A 24,972-nucleotide genomic window follows, 5' to 3' on the forward strand; every position below is an offset into this window, starting at 1 on the left:
CCGACGCGGTGCTCTAGGAGCGGGAGCTCCGGAACGGTGGAATCGACCAGGTAGGAACCGGTACCGCCACCTATCCGAGGAGTGATCATGAACCTGCTTCCTGCCCGTCACCGTCCGGGTTCGCTGCTACCCGATCTCACCGATTGGTGGAATGCGTTCACTCCCGGTCTCGCGCCGGTGTTCGGCAACCACATGTTGCGGGTGGAGGAGTCCCTGACCGGCGATCACTACGTGGTCCGCGCCGAGATCCCCGGCATCGACCCGGCCAAGGACGTGGAGGTGTCCGTGCACGCCGGGCTGCTGACCATCAAGGCCGAGCGCACCGAGACGCACGAGGAGACGGGGCATTCGGAGTTCAACTACGGCGTGTTCGAACGCACTGTCTCCCTGCCCGAGGGCGCGAAGGACGAGGGCATCGAGGCGAGCTACGCCAAGGGCATCCTGACCGTCAGCGTTCCCGTGGGCGAATCGAAGGAGAAGGTCACCAGGGTCGACGTCAAGTCCGGCGAATAGCCGTGCGAGATCGCGCGATGACCACCGAATCCTACTCGTACACAGCGGGATCCAGCGACCCCGTGGTGGTGGCGGTCGACGGCTCGGACGCGTCGTACCAGGCCGTGGCCTGGGCTGCGGCCGAGGCATCCCTGCATCGCCGTCGACTGCACGTGGTCACCTCGACCGCCGTGCGCGCCGGTTTCGGCCCCGCACGCGTTTGCGCCGGTATCGATCTGGAGGAGTTGCGCCGTGAGGGTGAGCGTGTGGTCGTGAAGGCTCGTCGCGTCGCGAGCACCGTCGTTCCCGGAGATCTGGAAATCACCAGCGCGGTGGTGTCCGAGCCGGTGATTCCCTTCCTGCTCGAATCGTCCCGCCGGGCCTGGATGATGGCCGTCGGCAGCCACGGTCTGGGCGCCATCCGCCGGATGCTGCTGGGATCGGTCTCCTCGGCGGTGCTGCACTACGCGCACTGCCCGGTCGCCGTCGTCCACGAGAATTCGGCGACCGACCCGGTATTGCTCGAGTACCCGGTCCTGGTGGGCGTGGACGGCACCGCCAACAGCGAGCCCGCCCTCCACCTCGCCTTCGAGGAAGCGTCCCGAAGAAAAGTGGAGTTGGTGGCGCTGCACGCCTGGAGCGATACGACGGGACCGTATGTGCCCCTTCCGGCATGGGAATCGGCGAAACGATCCGAGGACGCGGCGCTGGCGGAGAGCCTGGCCGGCTGGGGCGAGCAGTATCCGGATGTCACCGTCCGCCGAATCCTGGTCCGGGACGCCCCCGCCCGCGCCCTGCTCACCGAGTCCGACTCCGCCCAACTGCTGGTCGTGGGCAGCCACGGCCGCGGCGGCTTCACCGGCCTGCTGCTCGGCTCCACGAGCACCGCACTGGTGCAATCGGTGCGCTGCCCGGTGATCGTCGTGCGGGAGCGGGGGCGGGGGAGCGATGTGATCGGCTCACCGTAGGCCGCTCCGGTGTACTCGGTGCCGTGACTGCGGCAGACTTCTCGTCGAAGACGTTGCGTCGTCGAGACGACCGGGCACGGTACGGGAGGTCAGTGGTGGAATGGTCGGATTTTCTGGCCCGGATCGTGGCGTGGCTTCGGGCCGGATATCCGCAGGGGGTGCCGGCGCAGGACTATGTGCCGTTGCTGGCGGTGCTGCGGCGGCGGTTGAGCGACGAGGAGATCGATCAGGTCGTGGACCAGTTGATCGTGCAGGGGGCGCTGCCGGCCGAGCGGGTCGACGCCGGTGTGGCGATCACCCGGCACACCCAGGAGTTGCCCAGCGAATCGGATCTCGCGCGGGTGCGTGATCGGCTTCGGTCGGGCGGCTGGCCGGTGCGCGCGGACTGGCAGGCCGGTTCGTCCGGGGAAGCCGCCGAATCTGTTCTGCCGCTACATGTTCCGGCCGACGCCGACGGGTCGGGCGGGGGTGAGTCGAATGTTCGGATCCGATATCGCGATCTGCAGCGGCTGGCCGAGTTGCTGCACGAGATGTGCCTGCGGGATCGCGCCGCGATCGCGACCGCGACGAACGCGCTCGTCGCGAGTGATCTGGAACAGTCGCAGGCCGCGATCGACCTCGGCGGTGGCGTCGAGGCCATGGCGCGGGACGTCGAGGCCGAAGCGATCCGGCTGCTGGCGTTGGATTCTCCCGCGACGGGGGAGCTACGGCAGGTGGTGACCGCTGCCCAGCTGACCGGCAACCTGCAGCGGATGGCGGTGCTCGCGACCCATATCGCCACCGCCGCGCGCCGCCGTCATCCCGAGCCCACGGTCCCGGAGCCGGTGCGGCCGTTGATCATTCGGATGGGCAGGGTGGCCGTGGAGATCGCCACCAGTGCGGCGACCGTGCTCGAATCCCCGACCCCCGAGACCGCGGGCGCGCTCGAGGGGCAGGACGATCTCATGGACGACCTGCACGAAGAGCTGCTGGCCACGGTCCTGGGCCCGGCGTGGGACCACGGGATCACCGCCGCGGTCGACATGACGCTGATCGGGCGCTATTACGAGCGGTTCGCCGACAACGCTGTCGAGGTCGGCCGTCGCATCGTCTTCCTGGCCACCGGCGAAACCGTTGGCGAACCGAGACGGAAGTCGGAAGACGACGACGAGCCCGGCAGCGACGAGGCGGTGTGAACCCGCCACTCACGGTGAGTTGACCACCGGACGCGGCAGGACGTTCTTGACCCGCGACACCAGATCGGGCCGGTCGGAGCGGGACAGCAGCAGGCCCTGGGTTGCGCTGGCGATGTCGGCCGCGATCTCGACGGCGATGTTCCCGCCCTCCTGGGCCGCGCCGTCCGCCGCGCGTTCCAGGCGGTGCACGAGTATCTCCGGGATGCAGTCCGGCGCGAGTTCGTGCCGCAGCAGGTTCGCCTCGGCGGCCGAGCCCAGCGCGTGCAGCGTCGCGACGACCGGGACGTCGCCGTCGATCACGTCGAGCAGCGGTTCGAGAGCTTCGGGACGGTAGACCGGGCTCGTCACGATGAAGTGCGCGCCGGCGTCGATCTTGCGGCGGATGCGGGTCCGGTCTTCGGCGGTGAGCCGGGGAACCGCGCGGATGCGGACGCCGATGTCGAAATGCGTGGGGGTTTCCAGGCGCAGGCCGTGCCGGTCGATGCCCTCGTTGAGGTTGCCGAGCAGTTCGATCAGCTCGACCACGTCGACGGCCCACCGGCCCTCGCCCCAGGACGCCTCGTCGCTGGGCGCACTGCCGTTGCCGCACACGAGCCGGGTGACACCCCGTGCGTGGCCGCCCAGCAGATGCGCCTGCAACGCCATGACCGTGCGGCTCCAGGTGGTGACGGTGGCGACGGTGGCTACGCCGGTGCTGCCGTGACAGGTGGCGGCCAGGTCGATCGCCTGGTTGGTGCTGGTGTATCGCGACCGCTCGGGGCCGGAGGTGGCCGTGACGACCAGATCTGCCCCGGCGTCGCGGACAGCGGCCGCGGCCCGTGCCGCTTGTTCCCGGTCGGCCTCGCGCGGCACCACGTAGGCTCCCAGTATCGGCGCCCCCCGGGCGTTCAGGATGAGGTCGCGCACAGGTCACCGCCTAGGCCGTTCAGGATCTCGAGCGCCAGCTGCACCGCCAGGCGATCAGTATACGAACCCAGATCCACCCCGGCGATCTCCGCTGCCCGGCGGAGCCGGTACGCGACGGTGTTCGGGTGGGTGTGCAGCAGCGCCGCCGCCCGCTGCGGGCTGCCGTTCTCCCGGAAGTACACGGCGAGCGTCGCACCGAAATCGGTGCCGTTGGCCCGGTCGTAGTCGAGCAGGTCACCCAGCACGTGCCGGGTGAATCGGCCCAGCTCCGCGACGTCACGCACCTGGGCCAGCAACCGGTGCACGCCCAGGTCGGCGAAGACGACGACCTCGGACAGTCCCGGGAAGGTTCGCCCGATGTCCACCGCGCGCCGGGCTTGTTCGTAGGAGGTGCTGATCCGGGCCGCACCGGTGTGTGGATCGCTCAGGCCCGCGACGATCCGGATCCCGGGGAAGCGCGCGGTGACCGTTTCCCGGCACAACTTCGCCAGGCCGCCGAGTCTGCGCGCGAGGCCCGCGTCGTCGTCACCCGGTACCAGGGTGACGACCTCGGTACCGCGGTTGACGACCGTCGCGGTCGGCCAGCGAGCGGTGATCAGGTGCTCGACGAGATCGGTGACCGCAGGCGCCGGCGCCCCCTCGGGCGAGTCCACCGCGATCAGCAGCACTCGCTGGCGATGCCCCGGTTCGATGCCCAGATGCCTTGCCCAGCCGTCGATGTCGGCCGCGGTGCGATCCCCGACCAGGACCAGCCCGTCGAACAGTTCGCGGCGTGCGCGCCCCGCCGCGATGGCGACGACCCGGCGGCGCCCCAGAATCACGGCACTGACCATGGCCGCGTGCTCGGTCACCATGATGCGGGTGTCCTCACCGGTCTCGTCCGCGTCGTGTCCCGCGGTCAGGAGGTAGGCCACGGCGTCGTTGCCCACCAGGATCGGCGCGACGACGAGTGAGACGGCCCAGGCGCCGAAGGCTGGTAGGGAGAGTGCGCGGCGCATCTGCGCGGCGGCGGAGATCAACTGCGACACCGTTTCCCGGTCCTCGTCCAGCGCCGTGGCCAGCAGATCGGCTTCGTCGGGTTCGGGGCCGCCGCTGAGCTCCAGCACCGACAGCGAATCGTCCACCACCGCGGCCCACACCCCGGCACGACCGGCGACCAGGGCGACGATCTGACCGAGATCGCCATCGGCCGTCGCCACACTGGACAGCTCGCTGCACAACGCCACGATCTGATGCAGGTCCATCACCGTGCTGTCCGGAACGCTCATCGGCACTTCTCTCCCCGGTGGACAGCACCCGGGCTGATCGCGCGGCGCTCCCGGACGTGGGTTGGTCCTGACTTTGATACCACCGAACGAAGCCGCAGGCCACTGCGCAGGGCATTTGTGCCCGAACACAATTCGCCGGGCGCTGGTCTTGGCGTCGAGGACCGTGTGCCGGGGATGTCCGCCTTGCGATCCTGAGCCGGGCGCCGGAGATATCGCCCGGCGCATCCCGTCGAAGGAAGGAACAACGTGGGTGAGGCAGTGCAGGAAAGCCTTCAGGCGGCGATCGAGCGGGTGGGCAACCCGGTCGAACTCATGCGTAACCAGGCGCGCCGTGCCTTCTCGCACGGATTCGGTTTCGTCCCGGCCGAATTCACCAACTGGCGGGAGGAAGCCCTGGCGTGGCACACCTCGTGTGTGCTGATGGATCAGTCGCACCACATGGTCGACCTGTTCGTCGAGGGCCCGGATACCGTGCGGCTGCTGGAGCACCTGGGCGTGAACAGCTTCGCCACGTTCGGCGACAACAAGGCCAAGCAGTTCGTGGCCGTCAACAACGACGGGCACTACATCGGCGACTGCGTCCTGGTGGGGTTGAGCGACCGGTCGGCCGATCTCGTGGGTCGCCGCACCGCGCTGGACTGGGTCGAATACAACGCGCTGACCGGCGACTGGGACGTGACGGTCGAGCGTGACCCGCAGTCCGTCGAGCGCGGTGGACTGCCGCCCAAGCTCTACCGCTACGAGATCCAAGGCCCCGCGACCGCGTCCCTGGTGGAGAAACTCACCGGGGCGCCGATGCCCGAGGTGCGGTTCTTCGGCATGACCGCCTTCACCATCGCAGGCAAGCACGTGCGGGCCATCCGCCACGGCATGGCCGGACAGGTCGGATTCGAGCTGTTCGGTCCCTGGGCGGACGGGCCCGCGGTGCGGGCGGCGATCCTGGACGTGGGCGAGGAATTCGGGATGAAGCAGGTCGGGTCGGTGGCCTACTCGACGGCGAATCTGGAATCGGGATGGATCCCGGGCCCCATGCCCGCCATCCACACCGACCCGAGCCTGACCGGCTATCGCCAGTGGCTCCCCGCGAACAGCGCGGGTTCGCTTGCGGGCAGCCTCTTCTCGCGGAATGTCGCCGATTACTACGTCACCCCCTACGACCTGGGCTACGGACGACACGTCAAGTTCGACCACGAGTTCGTGGGGATGGACGCTCTGCGTGCGCGGGCCGAGGGACCGCAGCGGCACAAGGTGACTCTGGTGTGGCACCCCGAGGACGCCGGGCGCATCTTCTCCTCGCTGTGGACGCCGGGGCCCACCTACAAGTACTTCTCGCTGCCCAAGGCGCGGTACGGCCAGTTCCAGATGGACGAGGTGCTGGTCGGCGGTCGGCGGGTGGGCATCTCGATGGACTGTGGATACGTCGTGCGTGATCAGGCCGTCGTATCGCTCGCGGTCGTCGACGAGGAGTTCGCGCGCCCGGGGACCGAAGTACGCGTGGTGTGGGGTGAGGATCCGGTGTCGGACAAGCCTGCCGTGGAGCCGCACGACCAGGTCGAGATTCGCGCCACCGTCGAGGCCGCCCCGCTGGACAGCTTCGCCCGCACCCGTTACCGCGGCGCGCAGTCATGAGCGGGCACGAGATCTCGTTGCTGACGGATTTCTCCCTGGAGATCACCGGAAAGGACATCGACCGGCTGACCGCGGCCGCGGCGCACATCCCCCGGGGAACGCGGGTGCACCTGACCTACCTGGACAGCGAGGATCTGGAGACGCGGGTCAAGGCGGCCGGTGTGTGCCGGGCCCTCGAACTGATCCCGGTGCCGCACGTCGCGGCCCGGCGGCTGCGGTCACCCGACGAGCTCGAGGAGTTCCTGGCGGGCCTCGCCGACGTGTCCGCCGCCGACCGGCTGTTCGTGGTCGGCGGTGATCCGGCGGTCCCGTTCGGGCCGTACCCGGACGCGTTGTCGGTGCTGAAAAGCGCTGTGCCGCAACGATTCGGCATGGCCGAGGCGGGCATCGCCGGATATCCGGAAGGTCATCCCGACATTCCCGCCGACGTGCTGTGGCGGGCGCTGGAGGACAAGGCCGCACTGCTGGCGGAGATGGGGCTGGGAGGCTCGGTGGTCACCCAGTTCGGCTTCGACTCGGACGCGGTCCTGGACTGGGTCGAACAGGTCCGGGCGCGGGGGATCACGTTGCCGATCCGGGTGGGTGTGCCGGGCCCGGCGGGCATCCGCCGCCTGGTGCGGTACGCGACCCGGTTCGGGGTGGGCACGAGTGCCGGGATCGTGCGCAAGTACGGGTTCTCGCTCACCAACCTCATGGGTACCGCGGGGCCGGACCGGTTCCTGCGGGATCTGGCTCGGCGGTGGGAACCGCAACGGCACGGTGACGTGCGGATCCATTTCTACAGTTTCGGGGGAGTGGAAGCCACGGTGGAGTGGATCGCGGACTTCACCGCACGTCTCGGCGAGGAGGCGGTGTCGTGACGGCGGTGCAGGATGTCCGGCCCGCCACCGCGACGATCGGCAGGCGGGAACCCTTGGCATCGCTCACGGTGCAGGGGCTCGATCGGCCGGGCATCGTCGCGGCGGTGACCGATGTGCTGAGCAGGCACGGCGCGAACATCGTGTCGCTGGACCAGTATTCCGATGATCCCAGCGGCGGCGCGTTCTTCCAGCGGACGGTGTTCTCCGCGCGGGATCTGCCCGAGGTGCTGCCCGCGGTCCGGCAGGATCTGGACACGGTGCTGCGCGAGGGATTCGACCTCGAATTCACCCTGCGCGACCTGGCGGTGCGCAAGCGGGTGGCGATCTTCGCGTCGAAGTCGGAGCACTGTCTGCTGGATCTGCTCTGGCGGCACCGGCGCGGTGAACTACCCGTATCGGTGGCGATGGTCGTGTCGAACCACGCCGATACCGCGGCCGAGGTGCGTGCGTTCGGGGTCCCGTTCTTCCATGTGCCCTCCGCCGGGCCGGACAAGTCCGCCGCGGAAGCCGAGCACCTGCGCCTGCTGCGCGGAAACGTCGACTTCGTCGTTCTGGCCAGGTACATGCAGATCCTGTCGGGAGATTTCATCGACCGCGTCGGCGTGCCGATCATCAACATCCACCATTCGTTCCTGCCCGCCTTCGTCGGCGCCGGGCCCTACCTGAAGGCCAAGGAGCGCGGGGTGAAGCTGGTCGGCGCGACGGCACACTACGTGACCGAGGATCTGGACGAGGGTCCGATCATCGAGCAGGACGTGGTGCGCGTATCGCATGCGGACAGTGCCGCGGAACTGCAGCGTCGCGGGGCGGATGTGGAGCGCGCGGTGCTGTCCCGGGCTGTGGCCTGGCATGCGCAGGACCGGGTTTTCCGGCAGGGCAACCACACGATCGTCTTCGCGTGAAGGGGGTTCGGGTGACGCGATGGATCGATGGCACGGGCGCGGCGCGACGGATCCGGGAGCGGGTCGCGCAGGAGATCACGACGTCGTTCACGCCGGATACCGCGCCGGGGCTGGCCACGGTTCTGGTGGGGCAGGACCCGGCGAGTGCGGTGTACGTGGCGAGCAAACGACGGACGGTGCGCACGCTGGGCATGCGTGATCTGCACCGGGCGGTTCCGTCGAGCGCCTCGCAGCAGGAGATCGCGTCGGTCATCGACGCGCTGGCCGAGGATCCGGCGGTGTCCGGGATCCTGCTGCAACTGCCGCTGCCCGCGGGGCTGGACGCGGCCGCGTTGATCGATCGGATCCCGATGGTCAAGGACGTCGACGGGCTGACGACGCTCAGTGCCGGATTGCTGGCGCGTGATCAGTTCGGGCTGCGGCCGTGCACACCGGCCGGTGTCATCGAGTTGCTGGATTCCGAGAAGGTCACCCTCGCCGGTGCGAACGCCGTCGTGGTGGGCCGATCGGATCTGGTGGGCAGGCCGATGGGGCAGATGCTGATGAACCGGGATGCCACGGTCACGGTGGCGCACAAGGGCACTGCGGACCTGGCCGCGGTGACCCGCGCGGCCGACGTGCTGGTGGTCGCCACCGGGGTGCGCGGACTGATCGGGCCGGAGCACGTGAAACCCGGCGCCACGGTGGTCGATGTCGGAATCCACCGCACACCCGAGGGATTGGCCGGTGACGTGCGTGCCGACGAACTCGTGGGCCACGCCGATCGGCTCACTCCGGTGCCGGGCGGAGTCGGCCCCATGACGATCGCGATGCTCATGGCCAATACGGTCCGGGCCGCCGAGTGGGCGCGCGAGTTCAGCTGATTATTTTGTGCGACAACGGAAAGGCCGGCCCATGGGCATCATCGACACGAACAGGCAACGACGCCTCGGCGGCAGGGGCGTCCGGCCGGGCATCGTGATCCCCGCGGTACTCGCACTGTGCTCGAGCCTGCTCGCGGCCTGCGGTTCCGGCGAGGCCGACGGCGCCACGAAGGTGACCGTCGGCGTCGCGGACACGATCTTCGACGCGCCGCTACGGGTGGCCGACGCGAAGGGGTACTTCCGTGCGGCAGGGCTGAAGGTCGAGTTCGTCGACCTGCCCTCGTCGCTGGATGCTGCTGCGCTGGAATCGAACTCCGTGCAATTCCTCAACTCCAGCCCGACGACCTTCATCAACGCGGTGAACCGGAAGATCCCGCAACTCGCCGTGTCCATGGACGGTGCGGGTGCCCCGCTCGGTCTGATCGTCAGCACGAAATTCGCGGCGGCGCACCATCTCACCGGCAGCACACCACCCGCGCAGGTGGCCGCGGCGTTGCGGGGATCCACCGGCGGCGCGAGTTCGACCACCACGCAGGGACAGGCGGGCATCTTCCTGCGGGAGTACGGGGTGTCCCCGGGCACCGTTCGCTACGTGTCCCTGCCGAGCCCGGCGGCCGACAAAGCGGCACTGACCAGAAATCAGATCGACTGGTTCGTCACCTCCGAACCCACTCCGCTGGCGGTGCAGCACGACGGTGACGGGGTCGTGGTGGCGGGTCCGGACACCGTGCCCGCGTGGTCGGTGCCCCGGACCGGGTACGGCCAGATCGTCGCGGTGCGGAAGGACTATGCCACCGAGAACGCCGCGCTGGTGCGTCGTTTCGTGCGGGCGGTCCAGCAGGGCAGCGCGTACATCCGCGGTCACGAGTCCGACGTGGTGGACATCGTGAAGTCGACGTTCTCCACCATGGCCGATCCGGTCCTGCTCGCGAGCCTGCGGCAGGTGGACTGGCCCGAGACCGGCGCGATGAGCGTCGACGGATGGAACACCAGCATGGACTTCATCGAGAAGACGAACGCGGTCCCTCGGGGCGCCAAGCTACCGCCGACCAGTTGGACCAACGAGTACCTGCCGAGCTGACCCTGCTCCGGGAGGGCGGTTACCCGGTCACAGTACGGTCCGCCGAGAGAACATCTGCGGCACTGCTGGTTTCGGCACGCTGCGGGAAGTGGTGCTTCACCGAGAAAATGGGAAGGTTCTCCCGGCGAATAAATAAAATCACGGCGATTCGAACGAATTATGCCCAAGGAATTCCGGTCCGAGGAAACGGATTTATTCAAATCGTCATGATTGCAACAGTGGCCGTGCGTCAGGGCTCATGCTCCCGCGGCCAAACGTAGGTGCGGTGAAAGCAGTGGGCGTAATGCGTCCGCGGCAATCTTCGCCGTCGCCGCGGGCAGGCCCGGACGTGCCCCCACAGACAGGTGCAATGGTTTGGCGGCGGGGAGGTCGGAGCGCGGAACGAGCCCTTCGGGCGTCTGTCCGAGTGTGGCCAGCAGCGCCACTCCGACGCCCGTCGCGACCGCTGCGTGCACGCCGCCCAGCTGCGGCGCCTCGGCGCGGATCGACGCGGGGAGGTCGACCTCGGACAGGGTCTCCAAGGCGCGGCTGCGCAGTGCGCAGGGACTGTCGAAGGCGACGATCGGCACCGGATGGGGCCGGGGCGGGAGCTGCCAGCCCGGGGCGGAATACCAGGTCAGCTCCAGCTCGCCGACGCGGATCACGTTCGGATCGTCGCTGTTGAGCAGCAGTGCGAGGTCGATCCGGCGGCTCGCGAGGCCCTCCCGCAGAGCCATGCCGCGGTCGATTCGGAACCGGAACGACAACCGCGGGGCCGCGCGTTCGATCGCGGTCGCGAGGGCCGGTAGCAGCTGTGCGGCGGCGTGTTCGGTCGACCCGATCGTGATGGCGCCCTCGGCCTCGGTGCCGAAGCGGCGCAGCGCGTCGTCGTGCAGGTCGAGGATCTGCCGGGCCACGACGAGGAGTTCGTCGCCGTCGGGGGTGAACCGCGAGCCGCGGCCGTACCGCTGTACCAGCCGGCGGCCGACCGCATCCTCCAGTCGGCGCACGTGCTGGCTGACCGCCCCCTGACTCAGGTGCAGATGTGTCGCCGCTCGCTGGAAACCGCCGCAATCCGCGATTGCCACGAAGCTTCGCAACGGAGCGATGTCGAGATTCTTTTGCATGATTCTCACGATTATGCCCTCTCATTACGAATCGTGATGGTTCTCATCATGAATGCTCGTTGGATAGGCCGCGCGAATTCCCGTAATTTCGATGAGGCAGGAAATCAATGGGATGGAGCGGCGTGCGAAGCAGACGGCAGATTCATCTGGGCGCCGTTCCCTACGGGACCGGTGGTCCGGGCACTCATACTCTCTGGCTGGATCCGGAAATTCCCGGCGACGCGAGCGTGAACATCGACTGGTTCACCGATATGGCGCGACTGGCGGAGCGTGGCCTGTTCGATCTGGTGTTCATCGTCGACAGCCAGTTCATCACGCCGTATTCGCCGCCGCACTACCTCAACCGCCTGGAGCCGTTGACGCTCCTGAGCGCGCTGGCGGTGCAGACCCGCCGGATCGGGCTGGTCGGCACGGCGACGACGAGCTTCAACAGCCCGTTCAACCTGACGCGCAGGCTGGGTTCGCTCGACCTGATCTCGCGCGGTCGCGCGGGGTGGAACGTCGTGACGACCGGTGATGCGGGCACCGCGCGCAACTACGGGCTCGACGAGCACTACGACTACGACACCCGATACGGGCGAGCGCAGGAATTCGTCGAACTCGCTCGGGCGCTGTGGGATTCGTACGAGGACGACGCCTTCGTGCGGGACCGGGCGACCGGGCGATTCCTCGACCGCAGCAAGCAGCATCGGCTGGACCACGACGGCGCCTTCTTCCGGGTGCAGGGTCCGCTCAATCTGGTCCGCTCGCCGCAGGGGCACCCGGTGATCTTCCAGGCGGGCGACTCCGATCAGGGGCGAGACCTGGGAGCGAGCGTCGGCGAGGGCATCTTCACCCACGCCGCCGACATCCCTGCCGGGCAGGCGTTCTACAACGACATCAAGGGCAGGGCGGCACAGCGTTTCGGCCGCGACCCCGACCATCTGCTGATCCTGCCCGGCGTGAAGATCGTGGTGGGCGACACCGACGCGGACGCGCGGGAGATCGAGGCCGCGAACCACGCGGCAGACCACACGTTCACCGCGGCGCTCGAGGAGTTCGGGCGACCCTTCGGATGGCACGACTTCACCGGTTACGACCTCGACGCGCCGTTCCCGGCCGAGGCGCTGGTGCACGGCGAACGCTCCTTCTACACCCAGGCCAAATCGATCACCGAACGGGCCCAGCGCAACGGATGGACACTGCGGCAGGCGGTCGAGGCCACCCGCGAGCGGCGCAAGAGCGAGTTCGTCGGCTCCCCGGAGACGGTCGCGGACAAGCTCATCGAGTGGTGGCAGGCCCGCGCGTGCGACGGCTTCAACATCGCCGTCGACCATCCCGCCAACTTCCGCCGGGTCGTCGAGGAGGTCGTGCCGATCCTCCAGGAGCGCGGCGTGTTCCGCACCGAGTACACCGCGCAGACCCTCCGCGGTCACCTCGGCCTGCCGGTCCCGCCGAACCGCTACAGCGCGGCCGTCTGACGCCGCCGGGTACACCCGTCGCCCTCCCGAGAAGGAACCAGCTCCGTCCATGTCTCTCAGCGTTCAGCGGACCGATCGCTCCGCTCCCGTCACCGTCAGCCGCCGGGCGATGCTCCGGCTCGGCCTCGGCGCCGGCGCCCTCTTCGCCCTCGGGGCCTGCAGTGATGCCGGTGCGGGTTCCGTCGGCGGCGGCGGTCCGGGCACCGTGTCGTGGGCCTGGCAGTTGCCGACCACCTGGGACCCGGTGACCTCCTCCGCCGGCTCCGACGTCACTATGCTTTCGCTCGCCTACGACGCGTTGACCGCGTTGGACGGCGACGGCAACGCGGTCGGGTGGCTCGCCGAGAAGTGGTCCTACAACCAGGACGGCACCCAGGTCACGTTCACCCTCCGCCCCGGGCTGAAGTTCTCCGACGGCTCGCCACTGGACGCCACGGCGGTGGCCAAGTCCATCCAACGCGGGCGATCCGCGCCGGGCTCCCTCATCGCCCCGCAGATCGCCGACCTGAAACGGGTTGCGGCGCAGGGAGACCTGGATGTCGTCATCGATCTGACCGGGACCAACTACCAGTACCCGCTGCTGCTCGCCGGAAAGACGGGCATGGTGGTCAACCCCGCGGTGTTCGAGAAGGACGCGCATGCTCTCGCGACCCGGCCCGCCGGGTCAGGGCCGTTCACGCTCACCTCCTATGTCGACAACGACCACGCGGAACTGCGCAAGAACCCGCATTTCCACCTCGCGGATCAGATCGGGATCAACCGGTTCCTGCTCTATCCCGCCGCTGACCCGGCGACCGTCGTCGCATCGGTGGCCTCGGGACAGTACGACGTGGCGAAGATTCCGCCCTCGGGCATCAAGGCGGCCCAGGCCAGCGGTCTCGAGGTGCAGGTGCTCGACTCGATGTACGTCGCCGTGCTCGACGTCAACACCTCGAAGCCGCCGTTCGACAACCCCGCCGTCGTCGAGGCGCTGAAGTACGGTATCGACCGCGAGGCGATCAGGAAGATCGCCAACTTCGGCATCGGCGACGTCGACTATCAGCCCTTCCCGCAGGGGTACGTCGGCTTCAACCCGGCGCTGACGCGAGCGTTCGCCTACGACCCCGCCAAGGCGCGCAAGATCCTCGCCGATGCCGGGCTGTCCGGCAAGGTGCGCTCCACGTTGTCGGCGGCGGCCCCGATTCCGGCTGCGGTGGAACAGATTCAGGCCCAACTCGCGGAGATCGGGATCGAGCTCACCATCGACCCGGTGCCGACGTCGCAGTGGACGCAGATCGTCTACCTCAATCGCGGCAAGGCGCTCGGTTACGACGGTTTCGCGGGCCGGGAGTCGCCGGTGCAGGCGTTCCAGGTCCTGTTCAGCTCCACCGGACTGATGAATCCGGCGCGGTCGGGCGACCCGGAGCTGGTCGCGCAGTTGGCGAAAGTCGCCGCGACCCCGACCGATGCTCCGTCGTACCCCGCGACCCTGCAGGAGGCGACGCGCATCGCGGTCACCCGGTTCCCCAACACCTTCCTGTACGAGGTGCCCAGCATCCTCGCTCGACGCAAATCGCTTGCGCCGCTGAAACAACACCCGAGTCTGCTCCGTTGGGAAGGGGTTCCCGCATGACGGCAGTGACATCGGTGCCCGGCGATCCGTCGGTCGCCTCGAGGCGCACGCCCTTCAGGCTGTTGGCCCCGGTTCGCCGGTTCGCGCGCCTGCTCCTCACCTCGGTCACCGTGCTGTTCCTCGCGTCGGTGATCACGTTCGCGCTGGGTGCGTTGAGCAAGAACAACCCCGCTGCCGTGGTGCTCGGCGAGACCGCGACGCCGCAGGACATCGCGCGGCTGAACCATCAGTTCGGGCTCGACCGGCCGCTCGTGGTGCGCTACCTCGATTGGGTCCGGGCCGCGCTGCACGGGGACCTCGGGCAATCGTGGTTCACCACGGTCCCCGTCGCGCGGTCGGTGCAGCTCGCGTTTCCGGTGGATCTGTCGATCGCGTTGTACGCGTTGGTACTTGCGCTCGTCCTGGGTTTCGGCGCCGGAATCGCCGCTGCCGCGCGACCCGGCGGACCGGCCGACCGGATCGTCACCGTCGTCTGCTCGGTGCTGGCCACGATGCCGCCCTTCGTCATCGGCATCGCGCTGATCGTGCTGCTGGCCGTGAAGGCCCGCCTCTTCCCGGCCGGCGGTTACTCGCCGTACGCCATCGACCCGGTGCACTGGCTGCGCTACGCCACGCTGCCCGCACTCGCTCTGGCGCTCGAGGTCGCGGCGAACATCGCGCGCCAGCTGCGCACCTCCCTGGTGACCGCGCAGGGGGAGAACTACGCCATCGGCGCGCGCATGCGCGGATACAGCAGGGGCCGAGTGCTTTTCGGCCACGTGCTGCGCAACGCCGTCGCGCCGACGCTCGCCGTCGTGACCAATGCGCTCCCGCTGATCATGGGCGGCGCCGTGATGACCGAGAAGCTGTTCAACCTGCCCGGAGTCGCTCAGTTGGCGTTGCAGTCCGCCCAGCGCGGCGACGTGCCCGTCGTGCTGGGCACGCTGCTGGTCACCTCCGCCGTCGTGTTGCTCGGCACCTTGGCGCTCGGCGCGCTGCAGATCCTGCTCGACCCCGCCGCACGCCGCGGCACCGCCTCAGGAGGCCGACGATGACGACGCTGCGCAGACTCTTCTCGATCCCCAGCGCGCGAGTTTGTCTGGTGATCCTCGCGGCGGTGTTGTTCCTCGCCGTTTTCGGCACGGCGCTGGCGCCCTACGACGCGCTGCGCCAATCCCCGGAGATCCTGCAGGGTCCCAGCGCCGCCCATCTGCTGGGCACCGACTACGTCGGCCGCGACGTCCTCAGCCGCCTGATGGCCGGAACGCGGCTGTCGGTCGTCGGCGCGCTGGAAGTGGTCCTGGTCGGACTGTGCCTGGGCGTGCCCACCGGTCTCGCGTCCGTGTGGGCGGGGCGGGCAGGTGAGTGGTTCGCGCTGCGCATGTCCGAGACGCTGACCGTGCTGCCCTTCACCGTCTTCACCATCGCGGTGGCCGCGACTCTCGGAAACGGCATGAGCCAGGCCATGATCGCGGTCGGGATCCTGTCCGCACCGACCTTTTTCCGGATCAGCCGCGCCGTCACCCTCGGCCTGCGCACTACTCAGTACGTCGAGTCCGCCGAGTTGATGGGTGCGTCCACCTGGTGGATCCTGCGCACGCACATGTGGAGCAAGGTGCTGCCGAACGTCGCCGTGGCAGCGGCACAGGCCACCGGCGCCGCGCTGCTGATCATCGCCTCGCTCGCCTTCCTCGGCGTCGGCGTGACGCCGCCGACCCCGACCTGGGGCGGCATGCTGTCCTCGGACCTCGGCTACCTGGAACTACAGCCGTGGGCCCCGCTGCTCCCGGGCATACCGATGATGCTCACCGTCGGCGCCCTCAACATCCTGGCCGACTGCGTCCGCGAGGCAGGCTCCGATGCGCCTCGCGCGCGGCGCGGCCTGTTCGCGCGGCTGCTCGGCCGCACCCCGTCGACCCCGGCGGTCGCGGCGAATCCCGCATTCCCCACCAAGGAGCTCGACCGTGTCACTGCTTGATGATCCGACCACCGGCGTCGACCGGCCGGTGCTGCGCGTCGACGGCCTGAACGTCGATGTCGCCGACGGCCGACGGGCCCTGCGGGACGTGTCCTTCGAGATCCGGCAGGGGGAGACCGTCGCCCTGGTCGGCGAGTCGGGGTCCGGCAAGACGCTGACCTGCCGCGCCGTCCTCGGGCTGCTGCCGCCCGGCGTCACGATCGAGGTCGGCGACGTCACGCTGGGCGCGGGCGAGTCCGCGGTCGAGCTCACCGGCGCCCGGCCCGCCACCTGGAAACGGTTGCGCGGCAACCGGATCGCGGCGGTCTTCCAGGATCCCGGCTCGTACCTCAACCCCTCGCTGACGATCGGCCACCAGGTCGCCGAACAGCTGCGCGTGCGCGGCGGCCTGCCCCGTCGCGCCGCCCGGGAGCGCAGCCGAGAGTTGTTGCGCGAGGTCGGGATTCACGATGCGGAGCGCGTGGATCGGCTGTATCCGTTCCAACTCTCGGGAGGCATGTTGCAGCGGGTGCTGATCGCCATCGCGATCTCGCTCGGCCCGGAACTGCTGATCGCCGACGAGGCCACGACCGCGCTGGACACCGTCGTCCAGGCCGAGATCCTGGACCTGCTCGACCGGCTGCAGCGCAGCCATCGGCTCAGCCTGCTGTTGGTGACGCACGACCTGGCCGTCGTCGCGCGGACGAGTCACCGCGTCATGGTGATGTACGCGGGTGAACTCGTCGAGAGCGGGCCGACCGAGGAGGTCCTGCGCGATCCGCGCCACCCGTACACGCAGGCCCTGCTGCGCGTCGCGTCGCTGGGCGACTGGTCGCGGCGCACTCTGGAGACGATCGACGGGCAACCGCCGGCCGCGGGCGAGGAGATCACCGGCTGCCGTTTCGCCGCGCGGTGCGCGCATTCCGGGCCGGGCTGCGCCGAGGGCGTGATCCCGTTCCGTGAGGTCCGTCCCGGACATCTCGCGCGGTGCGTCCGGGATCGGGTGGCCGCATGAGTACCGCGGTTGCCGCACCACTGCTGCGGGTCACCGACCTGTCCGTGACCTACGGCGTGCCGCGTAGGGGAGTGGGCCTGGGCACCGGCGCGGCGCTGCGTGGCGCGAGCCTGGAGGTGTACCCGGGCGAGATCGTCGGGATCATCGGCGAAACCGGTTCGGGCAAAACGACATTGGCTCGCGCGACCGTCGGGCTGACTGCTCCGGCGGGCGGAACCATCGAGTTCGACGGCCGGGATCTGACCAGTCTGCGCGGCCGCGAACTGCGCAAATTCCGGCGACAGGGCCGGATCCAGTTGGTGTTCCAGGATCCCCTGCGCTCACTCGACCCCGATCTCACCGTCGCGCGTCTGGTCGGCGAGCCGCTCGAGGTGGCGGGCGGGCGCGACGCTACCCGCGGCGAGCGGATCGACCGGGCGCTGCGTGCGGTCGGGCTGGATCCCGACGTGGTGCGTGACCGCCACCCGCGCGACCTGTCGGGAGGCCAGCGGCAGCGGGTGTCCCTCGCGCGCGCCATCGTGACCGAACCCCAGTTGCTCATCTGCGACGAGCCGGTCAGTGCCCTGGACGTCTCCAACCGCAACCTGGTGCTGAACCTCCTGGACCGGTTGCGGCGCGACCTCGGCCTCGCGGTCGTGATCATCGCGCACGACCTGTCCTCGCTGGCCGGTATCGGCGACCGGGTGGCGGTGTTCTACCGGAGCCGACTGGTCGAGCAGGGAAATCTGCACGAAGTCCTGACGCGACCGGCCCACCCGTACACCGCGCTGCTGGTCGCGTCCGCGCCGAGCCTCGGGGAACAGTCCGCGATCCGGCCCGACGACGTCCGCGTCGATCGCGAGGCCGGCGCGTCGTATCCCGACGGCTGCGTGTTCGCCGACCGATGCCGATTCGCGTTCGCCGACTGCGCAACTCAGCCACCGTTGCGCGAGGTGGGGCAGCGGTGGTCCGCCGCCTGCCACATCGCCGCCCGGTGGCCCGCCGAGACATCCGAGAACATCCACATCCGGCCGGGTGACACCGGCACACTCACGAAGGGCGACCGATGAGCTACGACGATGTCGAGATCCTGGGCATGATCGGCACCGCCGACGCCTCCGAGACGCGGGCGGGCGACGGAGCGGTGATCGACCCCGACTACACGATCCGGTTCGCCCGTGCCCACGAGGACGGCGGATTCGACCGAGTGCTCATCGGATACGGCTCCGGCTGGCCCGAGGGCTCCCAGGTCGCGGCCGCCGTGGCCGCGCACACCGAACGACTCGGCCTGCTCGTGGCGCACCGGCCCGGCGTCGTGCACCCCACGCTCGCCTCACGCATGTTCACCACGCTCGACCAGTTCTCCGGCGGGCGCGTGGCCCTCAACATCGTCACCGGAAGCACCGACCTGGAGCAGCGTCGCGAGGGGGACTTCCTCCCGCACGACGAGCGCTACGCGCGGACCGGCGAATACCTCGAAATCCTGCGCGCCGCATGGGATACCACCGGACCCCGCGACTTCTCGGGCGAGTACTACCGATTCGAGGGATTCCACCCGCAGGTCCATCCGCACGAGGGCAGGCACCTCGAGCTGTTCTTCGGCGGCAGCTCCCCGGCGGCGTACTCGGTCGGCGCCCGGCATGCCGACACCTACATGCTCTGGGGTGAGCCGCTGCGTGAGACGGCCGAGCAGATCGCCACCGTCACCGACCGTGCGGTGGCTGCGGGCCGCGACCGCCGCCCCCGGATCTCGGTGTCGTTCCGGCCGATCCTCGGGCCCACCGACGACGCCGCCTGGGAACGGGCACACCGGATCCTGGACACCATCACCACCGGCGTCGGCGGGGCGCACAACCTGCGCGCCAACCAACTCCACCCGCGCGGCGCCGATCCGCAGAACGCGGGCTCGCAGCGGCTGCTGGCCGTCGCCGAGCAGGGCGAGCTGCACGACCGGTGCCTGTGGACCCCGACCGCGAAGGCGGTGGGCGGTGGCGGCAACTCCACAGCGCTGGTGGGTTCGCCCGAGACGGTGGCCGCGGCCCTGCTCGACTACATCGAGATCGGGGTGGACACCGTGCTGATCCGCGGGTACGACCCACTCCAGGATGCGATCGACTACGGCCGGGACCTGCTGCCGCTGGTTCGGCAGGAACTGGCCCACCGCAAGGCAACTCGCCCCGACCGTGCCGCGGTCTAATCCCGACCAGGACCCCCGATCCCACACCGAGGAGCTGGAATGACCCGACCCCCGATCGTCGCGGTGCAGACCGACGTACCCGAATTGGCGGCGTTCGCCGACACCGTCGCGCAGCTGATCGACGACATCACCGACGAGCGCGCGCTCACCACGGCCATCCGCGACGAACTCGCCGCCGTACTGGCCGCGGGTTTCGACCTGCCCGCGGACAAGACGCGACCCGATCCCGACCACTACGTCATGTATCCGCTGCACGTCGCGCCGGACGGGGCCTTCTCCATCGCCAGCGCGGTGTGGAACGTCGGCCAGGGGACTCCGGTGCACGGCCACGAAACCTGGGGTGTCGTGGGAATCCATCGCGGCACCGAGGTCGAGACCCGGTTCGGGAAGCCCTCGGCCGAGAACGTGCCCCTGGTCGCGGCGGGCACCTCGGAGTGGACCCGCGGCCAGGTGACGGTGTGCTGCACCACCGACGACGACGTGCACCAGGTGCGCTGCGGCGGCGACGAGCCGGTGATCGGAATCCACGTGTACGGCGCGGACATCGGGACCTTGCCCCGGCGGTCCTACAACCCGGAAACCGGTGCGGTGCACTGGTTCACGTCTGCGTGGGCGGCAGGAGCGAGCGAATGACGACAGTGCAGACACACGCGACGACCGGCGTCTGGGACGAGCCCGAGGGCGCCACGCCGCGCGGCACCATCGTTCTGCTCCCCGGGCGCGGTGAGACCGCCGCGTCGTACGCGCGCCTCGGTCGGCGACTCTCCGCCGACGGCTACCGAGTGCGATTCGTCCCGGTGGAACTCGGGGACGTCGCCGGAGCCCGCGCAGCCGTCGAAGAACTGTTGGCGGACGAGTCCCTGCCGACCCCGCGAGTCCTGCTCGGCTCGGACAGCGGTGCCGCGTTCGCGGCCCGTTTCGAGTCGGACCTTCCCGTGGAAGGTGTTGTGCTGGCGGCGATTGCGCTCCCGTCGTCCGCGCAATCAAGCGACGCAGTGGGCGCCGATTGGGCGGACGAGGTCGACGCCCGCACCGCCTGCCCGGTGCACCGCGCCGTGATATCGGCGGACGAGAGCTTCGCCCGCGGCGCGATAACCTCGCCGCTGCCGTGGCAGACGGTAACCATCGGAGGAGCCCGGAACCGCCCGACACTCGCCCTGCACGGCACCGACGACCGCATCACCCCGCTCGCATCGGCACTCGACACCTACGCGCAGGCCACGCACACCGATGTCCGCCTCGTACAGGGTGGCCGACACGACGTGCTCAACGATGTCGCGCACCGCTCCGTCGCGGCAACCATCGTGCAGTTCCTCGAGTCCCTGCGACTGGGATCCGATGTCCGGCCGATCGTGACCGCGCTGGACTGAGCGCAGCGTCCGGGGCGACCGGCCGGACACCGCGGACAATTGTTCTGTGCTGGAGCGCTCGTCGTCGGCGAGGACGCAGCAGTTTCCGGTCGACGTCACCGAGGCGCACCGGTTCCGACCGATACGACATCGCGGGTGGACGCAGTTGCGCGGTCTGACCCTCGGTCAGCACACCGAGTTCGGTGATCAGATCGTCCGACCCGCCGCAGAAGACGTGCGGCACCGAATGCGCGGTCACCCCTCCACCCGGGGCGTGCGCGGAAGTTTGGCCAGCAGCGGCGTTTCGCTGTCGGCGTCGGTCGAAATCGTCAGGACGGTAGACAATGACGAATACGGACACGGTCGGTCCGGCTCGATGAACGCACCGTCATCCCCGCACGCGACCACCGCCTTGCTAGGCTGATCGTCCTCGATTGCACGCGCTGGCGAGGGGGTTCATGTGCACGACCGACCCAAGATTGCGTCGTCGAACGCAGGCCACCATGGCCTCGATCTCGATGCGGCGCCGCCAGTTCGATACCAACCGGCGGTCACTGACCCGAAGATCGCGGTTCTGCCGTTTCGCGACCTCCACTGGGAGGACTTCGAACGCCTCGTGCTCGACCTCGCGCGGGTCGACGACAATCTTCAACCGACGGTCCGACGATACGGCGTAGCGGGTCAGGAACAGAGTGGCGTAGACATCGTCGGGTGCGATGCCGACGGCAACAAGCACGCCTATCAAGTGAAGAAAGTCGAAAGGTTCACTCAGAGCCAGGCACGGAAAGCGCTGGAGACCTTTGTCAGCGGAGGTGGCCGGTTCGAGGCCCGCAGTTTCGTCATCGCCACGGCCTGTCCTGGCACTCGCGCTGAGGTGTACGACTTGATCGAGGAATTCCGTAGCGCTCACCCGAGGCTCGGTGTCGATCACATCTGGGATGCGGAATACCTCTCCGCTCGTCTACGCAAGCAGCCTGACATTGTTGGCCGATATTTCGGCGACCAGACCGTCACCCGTTTCTGCGATGTCACACCGATGTCGGCCGCCGCGCTGGTCGGAACGCCGTTGAGCCAGGTACAGGTCGAGAACTTCGGTATACACGAGACGATCCGCGCGGCCACTGGCGGCGGTCCGGAAACAGCTCTGACCCCGTATGTACGTCGTGAATTCGATATTGCTCTCGAGGCGGCGGTATCTCGTGCTGCAGACGGGCACACAACAGTGGTGATCCTGGTCGGGGATTCCTCGACCGGCAAGGGCCGCGCCATCTGGCAGGCGCTACAGGCTCTTCCGCCGAACTGGCGGTTATGGCAGCCTCGAGCCTTCGAGGAAGTGCTCCATAGCGACAGGCCGCTGGCCCCGCGAACAGTGCTGTGGCTCGACGAGGTGAAGAACTTACTGTTGTCGGGTCGATCCGAGCATGATGAACAGGTCGCCGCCGCACTGGCACGGCTTGTGCATGCACCGGCCTCACGGCCAGTACTCGCAATCGGAGCAGCCTGGCACGAACACTGGGTCGGAGTGACCCGGCCGTCGTCACGGCGGAGTGAAGATCGCACCAATACCCGCGCCTTGCTACACAAAGCCCGCATCGAGGTACCCGAATACTTCACCGAAGCAGACATTACTGCCGTGCTGCAAGGCCCAAGCGGGACTGATGCGCGCATGTGCGAGGCTGTCGATCAGGCAGAAGACCACCACATCACTCAGTATCTGGCTGGTGGGTTGTCCCAACTCGAACGGTACGACGACTCTTACCCTGAGGCTCGGGCTGTGCTCCATGCGGCCGTCGATGCAAGGCGACTGGGTGGCCCCAGCTTTTGCCTGGACGAGAAGTTTCTCGCCGCCGCTGCCGAGTCAGCGCTGACTGCGCTGCGACGTGACTTGCTGGCGCCGGACTGGTTCGACGAAGTGATCGCGTACACCAGTGCACCCTGCCGAGGTGCCCGCGGCGTCTTGAGCCGCGCCCGCGCTCGGGGGTTGCCAGGAGGCGAGCATCGAGCGGGATTGCACTTGGCTGACTATCCCGAGCAGGTGATTTCTCAACGCCGAATGTGGGAATCGCCCGGCGAAGGCTTCTGGATCGCGGCCGAACACTTCGTGGTCAGCGTGCGTGATCTCCTCGGCTTGACGCATGCGGCAGTTGCGCGTGGGCTCATCGACGTCGCGATACGGCTGGCGCGGCGGTCCGCGAAGCTTGGTGATGCCCATGGGCTGCTCTACGTCGGCAACCAGATCGCCGCCCACCACCGTGACCATGACCCGGTGCCACTGTTCGAAGCTGCTGCCATCGCAGGTGTGGGTCCAGCCCAAGTGGAGATGGGCATCCGGTGTGAAGACTTGGGGCAGCTCGACGACGCCGAACACTGGTACCGCACGGCTGTCGACAATGGTGATACACCTTCGGCGCGAGTGGGGTTGGGTGCGGTGCTGTGGAAGCGCGGGGACCACCTCGAAGCGCAGCGGCAGTACGAGCACGCTCTGCGCAACGGCGATACCAAGGCGGTGGAGTATCAGGCCCGAAGATTGGCGGTCGACGGTCATCACGAGGAAGCTCTCGAACTCACACGCCTGACTTTCCACGCAGGCAATCGAAACGCGTTCACCGGACTGGCCTGGAGGTACGTGTACACCGACCGCAAGCGGGCGGTCGCAGTGTTGGCCCACGCGCTCGCCGAAGGCGATGGCAACGCGTTACGGGAACTGATGGTCGTGTTCGAAATCGACGGGCGAATGGACAAGGTGCGGTTGCTGTGTGACCGGGCGGTCGAATTGGAGCAGTGGCAGACGCTCGGTGTTGCGGCGCGATTGCTTGCCCAGCACGGTGAATTCGCCACGGCGCGCGGAACCCTATGGCGTGCCTACAACGGAGGATTACGCTACGTGCTCTCCGAGATCGCCGAACTGCACGAGCGCGAAGGTTCGTATGAAATCGCCGAACGCCTGTATCACCGTAGCCTTGACGAGTCCGGTGGCCTTGCCGCACTCAGTCGCCAGCATCAGAAAGGCCGGGCTGGGGTGCCGGTGGCGGTGTTCGGCCTTATGAGAGTTCTGGAGCACTCGGGGCGCGGCGTTGAAGCCGAGGCGGTGGCCGGTCACGCGCCAGCAGCTTACGTTCCGCATCTTGCTGGCCTTCGTGCCGAAGACGGCGACGTTGACGGCGCTTTACGGCTGCTGATGGCTTTGGCTGACGCCGGTGACCCCGACGGCCTCGTCGACGCCGCAAGGATTATGGAGCGATCCGGCGACCCAGCCGAGGCCACACGGTTTCTGGAGCGCGCCCAAAGCGGGGGGTCGGCACTTGCCACCTCCGCACTCAACGATCGCAAGGTGAGGCACCAAAAGGATGCAGAGTCAGGGCCGAACTCGCTGCTATGAGTTGCCGCTCGGCGCCCGTGGCGGTCGGTGTGCCGGTCGTTGCCGGACGGCAGTGCATTCATCCGGCCAGGTAGGACAATCGCACCTGCCGGACGGGGTTGTCGAGGTTGAGGTCGACCATTGCGACCGACTGCCACGTGCCCAGGGCCATTGCGCCGTCCAGGACCGGGATGCTCGCGTAGGGCGCGATCAGGGCGGGCATGACGTGTGAGCGTCCGTGGCCGCGGGAGCCGTGGGCGTGGCGCCAGCGGTCGTCGGCGGGGAGCAGGTCTCGTAGAGCGGCGAGCAGGTCGTTGTCGCTACCTGCGCCGAGTTCGATCAGGGCGATGCCCGCGGTGGCGTGGGGGACGAAGACGTGCAGTAGACCGTCGCGCCCTGCCGCTGCCTCGCGCAGGAAGGCCGCACAATGCGGTGTGAGGTCGTGGACGACTTCGTCGCGCCCGGTCTGCACGTCGATCACCATGCTCTGCATGGCACCATCGTCCTCCTGTCGAGGACTCGGACAGAGGCGAACGTCGAGCAGCGCTGCGGGCGGGCGAAGCTCGGCGGCTTGTCGAACAGGGACGGAGTTCGGAAGTTCGCGGGTCCGCTGGCAGGCGGCCGGGCCGGCGGTCGGCGCATTCGGTGACATTCTGCCCTTGCCCTGACGGGCGGGTTGTGTGCGGATAGGTACTTCTATAGGTATTTCCGCCGCTGTGCGCATGTCCCTGCTCGGTCAGGATTGGCCATCGCCATGTTGTAGGTCGTCTGACGAAGGATCGACGTTGCGCCGTGTAGAAGATAGTGGTCGTGCAC

22 protein-coding genes are annotated in these 24,972 nt (G+C 68.6%); 18 read left to right on the forward strand and 4 right to left on the reverse strand.

Annotated elements, in window-relative coordinates:
- Nucleotides 1-87: 87 nt before the first annotated feature.
- From K7711_RS31715 to K7711_RS31725, 3 genes are all read left to right on the forward strand, one after another.
- Entirely contained in the window at nucleotides 88-513 is a 426-nt protein-coding gene (locus K7711_RS31715; RefSeq protein ID WP_235748077.1) for an Hsp20/alpha crystallin family protein, read from the forward strand.
- Nucleotides 514-530: 17 nt separating this feature from the next.
- Complete coding sequence (locus K7711_RS31720; protein ID WP_222973842.1) at nucleotides 531-1,460, forward strand: universal stress protein; 930 nt, start codon at nucleotides 531-533, stop codon at nucleotides 1,458-1,460.
- Nucleotides 1,461-1,555: 95 nt separating this feature from the next.
- On the forward strand, nucleotides 1,556-2,635 hold the full coding sequence (locus tag K7711_RS31725) for a DUF3349 domain-containing protein (protein ID WP_222973844.1): 1,080 nt from the start codon (nucleotides 1,556-1,558) through the stop codon (nucleotides 2,633-2,635).
- A gap of 9 nt (nucleotides 2,636-2,644) precedes the next feature.
- Here K7711_RS31725 and K7711_RS31730 read toward each other — a convergent pair whose 3' ends face one another.
- Nucleotides 2,645-3,541: a methylenetetrahydrofolate reductase gene (locus K7711_RS31730; RefSeq protein ID WP_222973845.1), complete on the reverse strand. Its 897-nt coding sequence runs from the start codon at nucleotides 3,539-3,541 to the stop codon at nucleotides 2,645-2,647.
- On the reverse strand, nucleotides 3,523-4,809 hold the full coding sequence (locus tag K7711_RS31735) for a PucR family transcriptional regulator (RefSeq protein WP_222973846.1): 1,287 nt from the start codon (nucleotides 4,807-4,809) through the stop codon (nucleotides 3,523-3,525). Before K7711_RS31735 ends, K7711_RS31730 begins: the two co-directional genes overlap by 19 nt.
- Nucleotides 4,810-5,055: 246 nt before the next feature.
- Here K7711_RS31735 and K7711_RS31740 point away from each other — a divergent pair, with 246 nt between their 5' ends.
- Genes K7711_RS31740 through K7711_RS31760 form a run of 5 tightly spaced genes read left to right on the forward strand, consistent with a single transcriptional unit; the run spans nucleotide 5,056 to nucleotide 10,144 of the window.
- A complete protein-coding gene (locus tag K7711_RS31740) occupies nucleotides 5,056-6,438 on the forward strand; it encodes a hypothetical protein (RefSeq protein ID WP_222973848.1) in 1,383 nt (460 codons plus the stop codon).
- Entirely contained in the window at nucleotides 6,435-7,298 is an 864-nt protein-coding gene (locus K7711_RS31745) for a methylenetetrahydrofolate reductase (RefSeq protein WP_222973849.1), read from the forward strand. Before K7711_RS31740 ends, K7711_RS31745 begins: the two co-directional genes overlap by 4 nt.
- A 5-nt stretch (nucleotides 7,299-7,303) precedes the next feature.
- Nucleotides 7,304-8,200 (forward strand): formyltetrahydrofolate deformylase, encoded by an 897-nt coding sequence (purU, locus tag K7711_RS31750; RefSeq protein WP_222974117.1) that lies wholly within the window; start codon nucleotides 7,304-7,306, stop codon nucleotides 8,198-8,200.
- Between the two features lie 11 nt (nucleotides 8,201-8,211).
- A complete protein-coding gene (locus tag K7711_RS31755) occupies nucleotides 8,212-9,063 on the forward strand; it encodes a bifunctional 5,10-methylenetetrahydrofolate dehydrogenase/5,10-methenyltetrahydrofolate cyclohydrolase (protein ID WP_222973851.1) in 852 nt (283 codons plus the stop codon).
- A gap of 31 nt (nucleotides 9,064-9,094) precedes the next feature.
- A complete protein-coding gene (locus K7711_RS31760; protein ID WP_222973852.1) occupies nucleotides 9,095-10,144 on the forward strand; it encodes an ABC transporter substrate-binding protein in 1,050 nt (349 codons plus the stop codon).
- A gap of 236 nt (nucleotides 10,145-10,380) precedes the next feature.
- On the opposite strand, the gene K7711_RS31765 is transcribed toward K7711_RS31760, so the two are convergent.
- Nucleotides 10,381-11,250, reverse strand: a complete 870-nt coding sequence (locus K7711_RS31765; RefSeq protein ID WP_222973854.1) for a LysR family transcriptional regulator — start codon at nucleotides 11,248-11,250, stop codon at nucleotides 10,381-10,383.
- A gap of 122 nt (nucleotides 11,251-11,372) precedes the next feature.
- On the opposite strand from K7711_RS31765, the gene K7711_RS31770 reads away from it, so the two are divergent.
- From K7711_RS31770 to K7711_RS31815, 10 genes are all read left to right on the forward strand, one after another.
- On the forward strand, nucleotides 11,373-12,710 hold the full coding sequence (locus tag K7711_RS31770) for an LLM class flavin-dependent oxidoreductase (protein WP_308015042.1): 1,338 nt from the start codon (nucleotides 11,373-11,375) through the stop codon (nucleotides 12,708-12,710).
- 49 nt (nucleotides 12,711-12,759) lie between these two features.
- A complete protein-coding gene (locus tag K7711_RS31775) occupies nucleotides 12,760-14,322 on the forward strand; it encodes an ABC transporter substrate-binding protein (protein WP_222973858.1) in 1,563 nt (520 codons plus the stop codon).
- Nucleotides 14,319-15,356: an ABC transporter permease gene (locus tag K7711_RS31780; RefSeq protein WP_222973860.1), complete on the forward strand. Its 1,038-nt coding sequence runs from the start codon at nucleotides 14,319-14,321 to the stop codon at nucleotides 15,354-15,356. The genes K7711_RS31775 and K7711_RS31780 overlap by 4 nt, the downstream gene beginning before the upstream one ends.
- Nucleotides 15,353-16,279 carry an ABC transporter permease gene (locus K7711_RS31785; protein ID WP_222973862.1) on the forward strand — a complete coding sequence of 309 codons (927 nt, stop codon included), beginning with the start codon at nucleotides 15,353-15,355 and terminating at the stop codon, nucleotides 16,277-16,279. The genes K7711_RS31780 and K7711_RS31785 overlap by 4 nt, the downstream gene beginning before the upstream one ends.
- On the forward strand, nucleotides 16,266-17,273 hold the full coding sequence (locus K7711_RS31790; RefSeq protein WP_308015043.1) for an ABC transporter ATP-binding protein: 1,008 nt from the start codon (nucleotides 16,266-16,268) through the stop codon (nucleotides 17,271-17,273). Before K7711_RS31785 ends, K7711_RS31790 begins: the two co-directional genes overlap by 14 nt.
- Nucleotides 17,270-18,322 (forward strand): ABC transporter ATP-binding protein, encoded by a 1,053-nt coding sequence (locus K7711_RS31795; protein WP_222973866.1) that lies wholly within the window; start codon nucleotides 17,270-17,272, stop codon nucleotides 18,320-18,322. Before K7711_RS31790 ends, K7711_RS31795 begins: the two co-directional genes overlap by 4 nt.
- A complete protein-coding gene (locus tag K7711_RS31800; RefSeq protein ID WP_222973867.1) occupies nucleotides 18,319-19,449 on the forward strand; it encodes an LLM class flavin-dependent oxidoreductase in 1,131 nt (376 codons plus the stop codon). Before K7711_RS31795 ends, K7711_RS31800 begins: the two co-directional genes overlap by 4 nt.
- A gap of 39 nt (nucleotides 19,450-19,488) precedes the next feature.
- The gene (locus K7711_RS31805; RefSeq protein ID WP_222973869.1) at nucleotides 19,489-20,082 is read left to right on the forward strand and encodes a cysteine dioxygenase family protein; all 594 of its coding nucleotides are present in this window, start codon (nucleotides 19,489-19,491) and stop codon (nucleotides 20,080-20,082) included.
- Entirely contained in the window at nucleotides 20,079-20,819 is a 741-nt protein-coding gene (locus K7711_RS31810) for an alpha/beta hydrolase (protein WP_222973870.1), read from the forward strand. The genes K7711_RS31805 and K7711_RS31810 overlap by 4 nt, the downstream gene beginning before the upstream one ends.
- Nucleotides 20,820-21,258: 439 nt before the next feature.
- Nucleotides 21,259-24,177, forward strand: coding sequence for a tetratricopeptide repeat protein (locus K7711_RS31815; RefSeq protein ID WP_222973872.1), 2,919 nt, complete (start codon nucleotides 21,259-21,261; stop codon nucleotides 24,175-24,177).
- Nucleotides 24,178-24,235: 58 nt separating this feature from the next.
- On the opposite strand, the gene K7711_RS31820 is transcribed toward K7711_RS31815, so the two are convergent.
- Nucleotides 24,236-24,649, reverse strand: coding sequence for a secondary thiamine-phosphate synthase enzyme YjbQ (locus K7711_RS31820; RefSeq protein ID WP_222973874.1), 414 nt, complete (start codon nucleotides 24,647-24,649; stop codon nucleotides 24,236-24,238).
- Nucleotides 24,650-24,972 lie beyond the last annotated feature (323 nt).

It is taken from the genome of Nocardia coffeae (genome assembly GCF_019890715.1).
In the GTDB taxonomy this organism is placed as follows: Bacteria; Actinomycetota; Actinomycetes; order Mycobacteriales; family Mycobacteriaceae; genus Nocardia; species Nocardia jiangxiensis.